Below are 12,479 nucleotides of genomic sequence, written 5' to 3'. Positions count from 1 at the left end.
AACTAATTAATAAAAATTAAATTTTATAACTGATGATTTTTAAAAATTAAAAATTAAATTTTAGAAAATTTTTATTTTTTATAGTAAAAAATTTATTTTCTATTAGAATAAATTGAAAAAATATAATAAAATTAAATTACTGAAATTTCTTTTTCTATAATACCACCCCCTAAACAAATATTTTTATAATAAAATACTGCTGATTGACCTGGAGTAACACTAAATATAGGAGAATTAAAATATACTTTAATTTTTTTATTATTTAAAAAAATTATTTTACATTTGACTTCTTTCTGTCTATATCTTGTTTTAAGGGTATATATTTTCGAAATATGAGGTCTATAATTATTATCAATCCAAGTTATTTTTTTTAAAATTAATCCAATAGAATATAAATATAAATTTTTTCTATCTTGTACAATGGTTAGAGTATTTTTTTTAATATTTTTTTTATAAACATACCATGGTTTATTGCCATAGGATAAAGATCCTCCTAAACCAATTCTTTTTCTTTGTCCTATGGTATAATGGATTAATCCTTTATGTTTACCAAGAACATTACCGTTAATGTCAATTATATTTCCTTTTTTTGAAGACAAATATTTATTTAAAAAATTAGGAAAATTTTTTTCACCTATAAAACAAATTCCTGTTGAATCTTTTTTTTTAGCATTAATAAATTTAAATTTTTTAGCAAAATATCTTATTTCTGTTTTTTTTAAACCTCCTATAGGAAATAAAATTTTTTTTAATTGTTTCTCTTTTATTGTATATAAAAAATAACTTTGATCTTTATTTAAATCTATTCCTTTTAATAAAAAATATTTATTTTTTATTTTTTTACAACGAACATAATGACCTGTACTAATATAATCTGCACCTAAATGTTTAATAGCAAAATTCATGAAGTATTTAAATTTAATTATTTTATTACATAATATATCAGGATTTGGTGTATATCCTTTTTTATATTCAGAAAGAAATTTTTGAAAAACAAAATCCCAATATTCAGTTGCAAAATTAATTTTATGTAAAAAAATATTTAATTTTTTACAAATATATTCTACATAAAATAAATCTTTTTTAATATTACAATTATTATTTATATCATCTTCTTCCCAATTTTTCATAAATAATCCTTCTACTTGATAATTTTGTTTTTTTAATAACCAAGCAGAAAAAGAAGAATCTATGCCTCCTGACATTGCAATTATTACTTTTTTTTTAAGCATATAAATTTTTTAAAAAATTTTTTAATAAATATAAAATTATGTAATTATATAGTATATTATTATTTATTAAATAAATAATATATTTATTATTATTTTTACATTTTTTTTGTAGTTTTTATCCCTAACAAAAATAATCCTTTTTTTAAAAATAAAGAAGTTAAAAAAACAATTTTTAATCTACTTACTTTTAATAAATTATCTTGTAAATTTAAAATTTTACAATTTTCATAAAAAATAGAAAATAATACTGTAATTTTATATAACCAATTACATAATAAATGTGGTGTACCTTTATCAACTATTTTTAATATAATTTCCTCAAAATCTAAAAATGTTACAGCAAGTTTAAATTCAGAATAATTTACAAATTTAATTTCTAAGTCTAATAAATTACTAAAATCAATATCAACTTTTTTTAAAATAGATTTTGCTCTTACATAAGCATATTGAATATATAAAGATGTATTTCCATCTAAAGATAACATACTATCCCAATTAAAAACATAATTATTAATTCTATTTTTTGATAAATCAGCATATTTTATAGCTCCTATTCCAATTATATGAGATAAATTTTCTAACTCATTTTTTTTTATAGAAGGATTTTTTTTAATAATTATTTTTTTAGATCTTTTAATAGATTCATTTATTAAATTATTTAATTTTATATTTTTTCCTTCTCTTGTCTTAAAAGGTTTATTATGTTTATTTAATATCATTCCAAACATATGATGTTCTAATTTGACATTAGAAGGTACATAATGTGCTTTTTTAACTATTTTAAAAATTTGATTTAAATATTGATTTTGACGCGAATCTACGTAATAAATAATACGATGTGTTTTAAAAATTTTATAACGATACTTAATACAAGCAATATCTATTGTTGCATAAAGATATGCTCCATCTTTTTTTTGAATAATTACAGCCATTAATTTACCTTTTTTATTTTTTAGTCCTTTTATAGGAATAATAATAGTTCCATTATCATTAATGGCTATTCCTTTTTTTTTTAAATCTGTAATTATATTTGGTAGCATATCATTATATATACTTTCACCCATAGTGTTTTTAGAAGTTAATTCTACGTTAAGTTTTTTATATAATTGATAATTATAATTCATAGTAATATTAACTATTTTTTTCCATATTTGTACACAAAGAGGATCTTTTTTTTGTAATTTAACTACATAAGATCTTGATTCTATTGCAAATTTTATATCTTCAGAATATTTTTTTCGTGCTTTTGTATATAATTTTTCTATATCAGATATTAAAATATTGTTTTTTTTTTTTTCATAATTTAAAAAAGCAATAATCATTCCAAAATGAGTACCCCAATCACCAATATGATTAATTTTAATAACATTATGTCCAGCAAAAGATAAAATCTTTACCATAGAATCACCTATTATTGTAGATCTTAAATGACCTACATGCATTTCTTTTGCTATATTAGGACTAGAATAATCTACAACAATGTTTTCAGATATAATTTTTTGTGTTAATCCTAATTTTTTAGAAGTAAATAATAAATTTATTTGTTTTGATAACCATTTTTTTTTAATAAAAAGATTAATAAATCCTAATTCAGATATATTAATTTTAGATATTATATCTTTTAAATTTAAATACTTTACTACTTTTATAGCTAAATCATTAGGATTTTTTTTTAAAGAAATAGCTGCAGATATAATACCATTAATTTGATAATGTCCTAATTCTATTTTTTTACATTGACGTAATACTACATTATATTTAGATGGTATACCTGCTTTAATCATTGATTTATGAATTTTTTTTGAAAGAATTTTTTTTATATTCATATATTACCTATTTTTATATTAATTTAAATATTTAATTAATTAATAAATAATAAATTTGATTTTTAAAATTTGATTTTTAATATTATAATTAAAAAAATTAAAATATATAAATTACTATAACTAAATTTTTTTTCTGAAAATAATTTAAAAAATATATTTTATATATAAATAAAATTATTTAATTTTTTGTAATTAATTATTAAAATTAATAATTTTTTAAATTATTTAATTATATTATTTAAATTTTATTTAAACAAATGACTAAAATATACTTTATATTTTATTTAAAAATATAATAAATTAAAATTAAATATATATTTTAATAAGCAAATATAATTTTTAAAATATGTAATATTAAATATTAATAAAAATAAAAATAATTTTATTATAAAATTTTAAAAATATTTAATTATAATTTTTATATATATATTATATTAATTATTTTAATATAATTAAAATTATTAAAGTTAATTTTTTTATTTAATTTAAAATATATTTATTAAATAAAATTATTATCTAAAATATATAGAATAATATTTTATTACTAAATTTAATTTATTTTAGATTATTATTTTTTAGAATATTTACAAATTAATTTAAATTATATTTTTATTATATAATTATTATAGATAATTTACATAATAAAATAAAAGATATAATTTAAAATACATTAAAATTTAAATTAATTACATAAAAAAAATTACTATTTATTATAAAATAAATATATTAATTTTCATTAAAAAAGGTTATATAAAATGAAAAACAAAATTTATTGTGGTCATATTAATAAAAAATTTATCAATAAAGAAATAATTATTTATGGTTGGGTAGATAATTATCGAAATTTAGGAAAATTAATTTTTATAAATTTAAAAGATAGAGAAGGTATAATTCAAGCTATTTTTACACCTAAATATAAATTAGCATATAATATAGCAACTAAATTACGTAATAATTTTTGTGTTAAAATTAAAGGAATAATAAATGAAAGAAAAGAAAAAAATAAAAATTTTAATTTATTTACTGGAGAAATAGAAATTATTGTATCTGATATATTTATATTTAATAAATCTAAACCTTTACCTATTGATATAAATACTATAAATAAAGAAGAAGTTAGATTAAAATATAGATATTTAGATTTAAGACAAAATAAAATGATTAAAATAATTAAATTAAGATCAAATATAATTTCTTATGTTAGAAATTTTTTGGAAAAAAATAAATTTCTAAATATTGATACTCCTATATTAACAAATATAACTCCAGAAGGATCTAGAAATTATTTAGTACCTAGTAGAATACATAAACATAATTTTTATGCATTACCTCAATCACCTCAAATATTTAAACAATTATTAATGATTGCAGGATTAGATAGATATTATCAAATAGCAAAATGTTTTCGTGATGAAGATTTAAGATCAGATCGTCAACCAGAATTTACTCAAATTGATATAGAGATATCTTTTACAAAACAAAAAAATTTTATATCTTTTATAGAAGAAATAATATTTAATTTATGGAAAAAAATAAATAATATATCATTACATAACTTTAAAATTTTAACTTATAATGAATCAATGAAAAATTTTGGAACAGATAAACCTGATTTAAGAAATAAATTAAAACTTATAAATTTAACTAATTTTTTTATTAAAAAAAATAAAAAAAAAAATAAAAATAGAATAATTTCTATTTCTATTAAAAATAAATATGTAAATAATATAAAAATACAAAGTTTCAAAAAATATAAATACTATATAGAAAAACATGGTACGAAGGATTTAAATATATATCAAGTTTATAATAATAAATTAATTAATATTTTAAATAATAAGACTAATACTATCTCTTTAAATTTAAGTAATAAAGAAATAAAAAATATTATTTATAAAAATAATGCTAATAACAATGACATTATTTTTATTGGAACAGAAATAGTAAATGATAATATTTCATCTATGGGATTATTAAGAAAAAAATTAGGAAAAGATTTTAATTTAATTAACCATAATAAATGGTCTACTTTATGGGTTATAGATTTTCCATTATTTAAAAAAGATAAAATAGGAAATTTAGTTTCAGTACATCATCCTTTTACATCTCCAAAAAAAGTATTTTTAAAAAATATACTAGAAGATAAAAATCTTGAAGAAATTTTATCAGATTCGTATGATTTAATAATTAATGGTTATGAAATAGGTAGTGGTTCTTCTAGAATACATAATTATAAAATACAAAAAAAAATATTTGATATTCTTAAAATTAATAAATTAATTCAAGAAAAAAATTTTGGATTTTTTTTAAAATCATTAAAATTTGGAACACCACCACATATGGGAATAGCTTTAGGGTTAGATAGATTAGTTATGTTATTAGCTAATACAAATAATATTCGTGATGTAATTGCTTTTCCTAAAACAACTTCAGCAACATGTCTTTTAACAAAATCTCCTAATATTATTAATTATAATTTTCTGAAAGAATTAGGATTATCATATACAAAATATAAAGGATAATTTTTTTATGTCAGGACATAATAAATGGTCTAATACACGTTATCGTAAAAAAATACAAGATAATAAAAAAGATAAAATTTTTTCAAAAATTATTAAAGAATTAAATTCTGCAGTAAAAATAGGTCAAGAAACAAATCCAAAATATAATTCTAAATTACGTTTAGTTATAGAAAAAGCATTATCATTCAATATAAATCGTTCAACTATTAATAATATTCTAAAAAAAAATATAAATAATAAAAAAAATGATAAATTAAAAGAAATTTTTTATGAAGGATATGGTCCTGATAATGTTGCATTAATGATAAAATGTTTAACAGATAATAATAATAGAACTGTTTCTTTTATACGTCATATTTTAAATAAAGTAGGAGGTAATTTATATAAAACTGGTACAGTAAATTATATTTTTAAAAAAAAAATATATGTAACATATTCATCTATTAATAATTCAAATAATATTATTGATATTGCTAAAAAATTAAATACACATAATATTATTTTTAATAAAAAAAATATTAAAATAATTTTTACACAAAAAAAATATAAATTTTTTACTAAAAAAATAAAAAAATTAAAAATAAAACCAATTAAAACAGAATTAATAATAAAACCATTTTTTAAAAAAAAAATAAATATTTTTATAAAAAAAAAATTAATAAATTTATTATTTTTATCTAAAAAATGTAAAGATATTAAAAAAATTTATCACAATGCTGAAATATAATAAATATTATATTTATTAGTTTTATAAAAAAAAGATTAATAATATTATGACAATAATTTTAGGTATTGATCCTGGTTCTAGAGTAACAGGATACGGTTTAATTAAAAAAAATGGGAAAAAAATAATTTATATTGATAGCGGATGTATAATTTTAAAAATTAAAGATTTTCCTACAAGATTAAAAATAATTTATAATAATGTAAGTAAAATAATAAATAAATTTAAACCAGATAATTTCGCTATAGAACAAATTTTTATGGCTAAAAATGCTGATTCTGCTTTAAAATTAGGTCATGCAAGAAGTGCTGCTATAGTATCTGCTGTTAATCATAACCTTTCTGTTTTTGAATATTCAGCAAGTAAAGTAAAAATGACTGTTGTCGGAATAGGAAATGCTAAAAAAAAACAAGTACAAGATATGGTTTTTATGTTATTAAAATTACCTTTTTATCCTAAAACTGATGCTGCTGATGCATTAGCAATTGCCATTACACATAGTCGTATTTTATTATAAAAAAATAATTATTTACGTAAAAAAATCTAATTAAATTTAATTATTTGGAAACATTTAATAATTTATTTTTTATTAAAAAATAAATTATTAAGAAAATATTTTTTTATAAAATTAAAATTTTATTAATTATAAATTTTTAATATAGGATCAATACCTGCAATAACTTTACCTGAATATTTTTCAAATTTAGTAATTTCTTCGATATTAGAAATTACTACTGGAGTTAATATAGATTTAGCTATTTTTTTTAAAAAATCTAAATCCAATTCAATAATAATTTCACCTTTTTTAACTTTATTATTTTTTTCAAAATTAAATTTTCTTTTAAATCCTTTACCTTTTAAATTTACTGTATCAATACCAAAATGGACAAATAATTCTATATTATTTTTAGTTTTTATAGAAAATGCATGATTAGTATCAAAAATTTTACCAATTATACCATCAACTGGAGAAACTATAAAATTTTCTGTAGGATCAATAGCAATACCATCTCCTACTATTTTATCTGAAAATACAACATCAGGAACTTTTTCTATATTTATTATATTTCCCGTAATAGGAGCAAATATTTTAGTAATACTAACTTTTTTACATTTTTTTTTAAAAAAATTAGAAAAAATATTCATATTTATCACCTTTTAATAAAGATTAATTTTTTTGTTAAATTCTAATAATAAATTTTTTATATTTTTAATATTAGATTGTAATAAAACATTATTAGCTAATTCTATAGCTTGTTTCATTTTTATTCTACAAATAATATTTTTTGTTTTTGGAATAGAAATAGCACTCATACTAAATTCATTTAATCCCATACCTAATAATACAGGGATAAAATGTTCATTACTTGCTAATTCACCACACATTCCTGTCCATTTTCCTTCTGAATGTGAAGCATCTATTACTTTTTTTATTAAATAAAATACAGCAGGATGCATTGGATTATATAAGTGTGAAATTAAATCATTACCACGATCTACAGCTAAAGTGTATTGTATCAAATCATTAGTTCCAATACTAAAAAAATCAATTTCTTTTATTAAATGATGAGCTATTATAGCAGATGCAGGAGTTTCTACCATTATTCCTATAGGAATATTTTTATTAAAATCATATTTTTCATTTTGTAATTGTTTTTTTAAAAAATTTAATTCTTCCTTTAAAAAAAAAACTTCTTCTATTGAGATTATCATAGGAAACATAATATGTAATTTACCAAAAATAGATGCTCTTAAAAGTGCTCTTAATTGGGTATGTAAAATATCTTTACGATCTATACTAATTCTAATAGCTCTATATCCTAAAAATGGATTTTCTTCTTTAGGTAAATTCATATATGGTATTTTTTTATCTCCACCTATATCCATTGTTCTAATGATTACAGGTTTATTGTTCATTTCTTTTGTTACTGTTTTATAAACATGAAATTGTTCTTCTTCGGAAGGAAAAGAATTTCGATTCATAAATAAAAACTCTGTACGATATAAACCTATACCATCAGCACCATTTTTTATAATATTTTTTAATTCATTTAATGAACCTATATTAGCACAAACTTTAATTTTATAATTATCTTTAGTTATAGCAGGTAAAATACATTTTTTTTTAAACTCATTTTTTTCTATTATATATTTATTATATATTATCTTTTTTTTTTTAATTATTTCATTTGTAGGATTAATAAAAATATTATTATTAATACTATCTAAAATAATATAATCATTAGTTTTAACTTTTGTAGTTATATTACCAGTACCTACAATAGCAGGTATTTCTAATGAACGAGCCATTATAGCAGTATGAGAAGTTTTACTACCTAAATCAGTAATAAAACCTAAAATCTTTTTTAAATCTAATTGAGCAGTTTCTGATGGTGTAAGATCTTTTGCAATTAAAATTACTTTACTATTAATTTCATCTAAATTTTTAGTATTTAAACCTAAAATATTTTTTATTAAACGATTTCCTATATCTTTAATATCAATAATTCTTTCTTTTAAATATTTATCTTTTAAATTTTTTAAAATTTTTATTTGAGATTTTATTACTAAATTTACTGCACTATCTGCTGATAAAAGATTATTTTTTATTAAAAATATAACTTCTTTAGTCATTTCTTCATCTTTTAATAAAAGAATATGTCCATCAAAAATTGATAATTTATTAGAACTAAATTTTTTTAATGAATTATTTTTTATATATTCTAATTGTTTTACAGATTTTTTTTGCCCATTTAAAAATTTATTAATTTCTAAATCTATTTGATTATTAGTAATTTTATTATGATTAATAATAAAATTATCAATCTTTAATAAAAATGCTTTACCAAAAGAAATACCAGGAGAAGCTAAAATTCCTGAAATCATATTTTTCTACCCCTATTTATTACATGATAATTTTTATATTTAAATTTAAAAAAATTAAAATAATTTTTATAAAAAATTTATAATTTAATTTTATCAAATAAAATAATAATTTTAAAATTATAAGTATTTTCATAAAAATTAGAAATTAATTTATAATTTTTGAATTATTTTTATTAAATGTTCTATTGCATTTTTTTCATCTTTTCCTGAAACTTTTAAAGTAATTAAAGTACCTTTAGTTAATCCTAATGTTTGTATTTTAAATAAACTTTTAGCATTTACTGTTTTTCCATTAGAAGTAATTGTAATATTTGATACAAAATTTTTTGCTTCTTTTACAAAAAGTGCTGCTGGACGTGTATGAAAACCATTGTTATTATGAATAATAATTTCTTTTTCTAACATTACTTTATCCTAAAATTTGATATATTTAAAATATTTATATAATTATATTATAATTAATTAATATTTACTCAATTTATAAAAAAATAAATAATAATTATTTATATAAATAATTATTATTTATTTTATAAATAACATAGATAAATTATCTTGGCTACTAAATCCAGATTAATTAAAGATATAATTTTTAGTTATATTTTAAATTTTTATTTAAGATAATCTTTTTTATAAAAAAATTACTATTTTCATATAATATTACAAAAAAAATAGATTTATATATTAAAATATATAATTATAGATTTAAGAAAAAATATTTTTAAGTTAAATTAAAATAATATCTAATAAAATTTTATTATTGGAATAAATAATAATGACAATAAAATTATTTGATAAAAAACATAATAAAAATAATATTTCAATTAAAACTATCTTATCTTTAATAAAAGATTATAATACTCCGTTTTGGTTATATTGTGCAGAAAATATAAAAAATAAAATTTTACAATTAAAACAGTTCGATACAATAAGATTTGCACAAAAAGCTTGTTCTAATATAAATATCTTAAAATTAATGAAAAATGAAGGAGTAAAGGTAGATGCTATTTCTTTAGGAGAAATAGAAAGAGCAATAGTTGCCGGATATAATCCTACAAAAATAAATGATATCGTTTTTACATCTGATATTTTTGATAAAGAAACATTAAAATATATTAAAATACTTAATATCACTGTTAATATCGGTTCTATTGATATGTTATATCAATTAGGTCATATATCACAAAATCATAATATATTGTTAAGAATTAATCCTGGTTTTGGATATGGACATAATGAAAAAACAAATACAGGAGGAGAAAAAAGTAAACATGGTATTTGGTATAAAGATTTAAAAAAAGCTATTTATATTATAAAAAAATTTAATTTAAATTTAATCGGAATACATATGCATATAGGATCAGGAGTAAATTATAGACATTTAGAAAAAGTATGTGATTCAATGTTATATAATGTTTTGCAATCATATATGCCAAAAATTAATATTATATCTGCAGGTGGAGGATTATCTATTCCTTATAAAATAAATGACATAAAAGTTGACACTAATCATTATTTTAATTTATGGAATAATACAAGAAATATTATTAAAAATTTTTTTAAAAAAAATATAAAATTAGAAATCGAACCAGGAAGATTTTTAGTAGCTGAATCTGGTATATTAATTTGTCAAGTATGTGCTATAAAAATGATAAAAAATAAGAGATTTGTTTTAGTAAACATAGGTTTTAATGATTTAATCCGTCCTGTAATGTATGGAAGTTATCATTATATATCTGCTATATCTTATCAAGGTAAAGATATGTCTGTTTTTCCAAAAGTAAAAACTATTATTGCAGGACCATTATGTGAATCAGGAGATATATTTACACAAACAAATAATGGAGAAATAATTTTTTTTATGTTACCTAAAGTAAATATTGGTGATTATTTAATTTTTCATGATACTGGAGCTTATGGAGCATCTATGTCTTCTAACTATAATAGTAGACCTTTAATACCAGAAATCTTAATTGAAAATAATATTCCTAGAATTATTAGACGTCGTCAAAAAATACAAGAACTAATAAATTTAGAATTATTTTAATTTTTTAAATTAATTTTATGTTTTAAAATATAATTTAGAAATTTTTTTTTAAAATAAAAAGATTTAGGAGTTATAAATATGACTTTACCATTTTTATTTATAGCTTTTGTTAATTTTGTTTTATTAGATTTATTTTTAACTAATAAAATATAACCATTATAAAAATTAATGTTTTTTATTTGTCCTAAAATAAGTAATTTTATTAAATTATTCCAATCATTATATAATTTTATTTTATCATCATTAGATGGCTCCCATAAAAATGCTTTTCCAATTTTATTCATTGTGAAAGGAATATTTATATTTTTAATAATAGGTATCCATAAAATTTTTGATAATTTGTTATATAATTTACTTTTATAAAATATAAAATTTTTTTTATTAATTAAAGAAAAAGAACAAATAAAATTATCATTAATTACTTTTTTTTTTTTGTTTATCGTAAGTGTTTTAATTTCTATACCTAAATAAGGTAAATCTTTATTTAATCTATTATGTGAATTTTTTCCTATTAAATAAAATTCAATTAATTTTCCTATAATTCCTTTATCTTCTTTTATATTTTTTGGTATTTTATAATCTAACCATCTTGCAATATCAATTATATTAAATCCTTTTATTAATTGTGCTCTTAATAACAACATTTTTTCATCATAAATAATTGAAGAAAATATTTTTTTCATGTATATAAAATTTTATTTATAAATAATAAATTATATAATAAAATTATAAATAAAATAAATTTTTAATAAGAATAAATAAAAAATATTTTAAAAATAAATAATATTAATATATTTTAATATAAAATTATGTATTTATTTAATTAAATGTTTATAATAAATATAATCAAGATAAAATATAAAAATACTAAAATTCATAAAAATATAAAAGAAATTAATAATTTACTATTTTCTATTTGTAGATAAAAAGATAAATTATTACTATAATATTTTTAATTCTATAAAAAAATAATGTATAAAAATTATTAATTTTTTTAAATAAAAAATTATAGAATTAAATAATAAATATACTATAAATTTTCATATTTATAATTTATGTTAAATAAATTTAATTTATATAGAAAATTAATTATAAAATAATATAATATTTTATTAAATATTTTATATAAATTTTTTTTAGAAACTAAATTTATAAATTATAAATTTAGTTTATTTTACCATTTTATGGCATAATAAATTTTTTATAGAAAATTTTATAAAATATGATAAAAATTTTATTTTTTAT

Annotated in this window: 10 protein-coding genes; 4 read left to right on the top strand and 6 right to left on the bottom strand. The window is 17.0% G+C overall.

Features of this window, described 5'->3' with window-relative positions; translation table 11 throughout:
* Window positions 1–131: 131 nt before the first annotated feature.
* Window positions 132–1,232, bottom strand: coding sequence for a tRNA 2-thiouridine(34) synthase MnmA (gene mnmA / locus GJT92_RS02085; protein ID WP_168919834.1), 1,101 nt, complete (start codon window positions 1,230–1,232; stop codon window positions 132–134).
* A 95-nt stretch (window positions 1,233–1,327) separates the two neighbouring features.
* Window positions 1,328–3,058, bottom strand: coding sequence for an arginine--tRNA ligase (argS, locus tag GJT92_RS02080; RefSeq protein ID WP_168919833.1), 1,731 nt, complete (start codon window positions 3,056–3,058; stop codon window positions 1,328–1,330).
* Between the two features lie 755 nt (window positions 3,059–3,813).
* Here argS and aspS point away from each other — a divergent pair.
* From aspS to ruvC, 3 genes are read left to right on the top strand one after another with little or no spacing between them, the layout of a single operon-like run.
* Window positions 3,814–5,580, top strand: a complete 1,767-nt coding sequence (aspS, locus tag GJT92_RS02075; RefSeq protein WP_168919832.1) for an aspartate--tRNA ligase — start codon at window positions 3,814–3,816, stop codon at window positions 5,578–5,580.
* Between the two features lie 7 nt (window positions 5,581–5,587).
* Window positions 5,588–6,307, top strand: coding sequence for a YebC/PmpR family DNA-binding transcriptional regulator (locus tag GJT92_RS02070; RefSeq protein WP_168919831.1), 720 nt, complete (start codon window positions 5,588–5,590; stop codon window positions 6,305–6,307).
* A gap of 46 nt (window positions 6,308–6,353) precedes the next feature.
* Entirely contained in the window at window positions 6,354–6,821 is a 468-nt protein-coding gene (ruvC, locus tag GJT92_RS02065) for a crossover junction endodeoxyribonuclease RuvC (protein ID WP_168919830.1), read from the top strand.
* Window positions 6,822–6,943: 122 nt separating this feature from the next.
* Here the strand turns inward: ruvC and crr are convergent, their stop codons facing one another.
* From crr to GJT92_RS02050, 3 genes are all read right to left on the bottom strand, one after another.
* On the bottom strand, window positions 6,944–7,450 hold the full coding sequence (gene crr / locus GJT92_RS02060; RefSeq protein WP_168919829.1) for a PTS glucose transporter subunit IIA: 507 nt from the start codon (window positions 7,448–7,450) through the stop codon (window positions 6,944–6,946).
* Between the two features lie 12 nt (window positions 7,451–7,462).
* On the bottom strand, window positions 7,463–9,190 hold the full coding sequence (ptsI, locus tag GJT92_RS02055; RefSeq protein ID WP_168919828.1) for a phosphoenolpyruvate-protein phosphotransferase PtsI: 1,728 nt from the start codon (window positions 9,188–9,190) through the stop codon (window positions 7,463–7,465).
* Window positions 9,191–9,340: 150 nt separating this feature from the next.
* Window positions 9,341–9,595 carry an HPr family phosphocarrier protein gene (locus tag GJT92_RS02050; RefSeq protein WP_168919827.1) on the bottom strand — a complete coding sequence of 85 codons (255 nt, stop codon included), beginning with the start codon at window positions 9,593–9,595 and terminating at the stop codon, window positions 9,341–9,343.
* 367 nt (window positions 9,596–9,962) lie between these two features.
* Between GJT92_RS02050 and lysA the strand changes: the two genes are divergently transcribed.
* Entirely contained in the window at window positions 9,963–11,234 is a 1,272-nt protein-coding gene (gene lysA / locus GJT92_RS02045; protein WP_168919826.1) for a diaminopimelate decarboxylase, read from the top strand.
* Here the strand turns inward: lysA and GJT92_RS02040 are convergent.
* Window positions 11,231–11,917 carry a MutH/Sau3AI family endonuclease gene (locus GJT92_RS02040; protein ID WP_168919825.1) on the bottom strand — a complete coding sequence of 229 codons (687 nt, stop codon included), beginning with the start codon at window positions 11,915–11,917 and terminating at the stop codon, window positions 11,231–11,233. The two genes, lysA and GJT92_RS02040, sit on opposite strands and share 4 nt — an antisense overlap.
* Window positions 11,918–12,479: the final 562 nt, after the last annotated feature.

It is taken from the genome of Enterobacteriaceae endosymbiont of Donacia clavipes (assembly GCF_012570365.1).
Classification (GTDB): domain Bacteria; phylum Pseudomonadota; class Gammaproteobacteria; order Enterobacterales; family Enterobacteriaceae.
Note: the sequence above shows the minus strand (reverse complement) of the source record. Positions and strands in the feature narration are given on the sequence as shown.

Excerpts from the sequence above, each read along its gene's own strand:
- argS (WP_168919833.1), bottom strand. The coding sequence starts at position 3,058 with ATGAATATAAAAAAAATTCTTTCAAAAAAAATTCATAAATCAATGATT.
- ruvC (WP_168919830.1), top strand. The coding sequence starts at position 6,354 with ATGACAATAATTTTAGGTATTGATCCTGGTTCTAGAGTAACAGGATAC.
- GJT92_RS02070 (WP_168919831.1), top strand. The coding sequence starts at position 5,588 with ATGTCAGGACATAATAAATGGTCTAATACACGTTATCGTAAAAAAATA.
- GJT92_RS02050 (WP_168919827.1), bottom strand. The coding sequence starts at position 9,595 with ATGTTAGAAAAAGAAATTATTATTCATAATAACAATGGTTTTCATACA.
- lysA (WP_168919826.1), top strand. The coding sequence starts at position 9,963 with ATGACAATAAAATTATTTGATAAAAAACATAATAAAAATAATATTTCA.
- ptsI (WP_168919828.1), bottom strand. The coding sequence starts at position 9,190 with ATGATTTCAGGAATTTTAGCTTCTCCTGGTATTTCTTTTGGTAAAGCA.
- crr (WP_168919829.1), bottom strand. The coding sequence starts at position 7,450 with ATGAATATTTTTTCTAATTTTTTTAAAAAAAAATGTAAAAAAGTTAGT.
- mnmA (WP_168919834.1), bottom strand. The coding sequence starts at position 1,232 with ATGCTTAAAAAAAAAGTAATAATTGCAATGTCAGGAGGCATAGATTCT.
- aspS (WP_168919832.1), top strand. The coding sequence starts at position 3,814 with ATGAAAAACAAAATTTATTGTGGTCATATTAATAAAAAATTTATCAAT.
- GJT92_RS02040 (WP_168919825.1), bottom strand. The coding sequence starts at position 11,917 with ATGAAAAAAATATTTTCTTCAATTATTTATGATGAAAAAATGTTGTTA.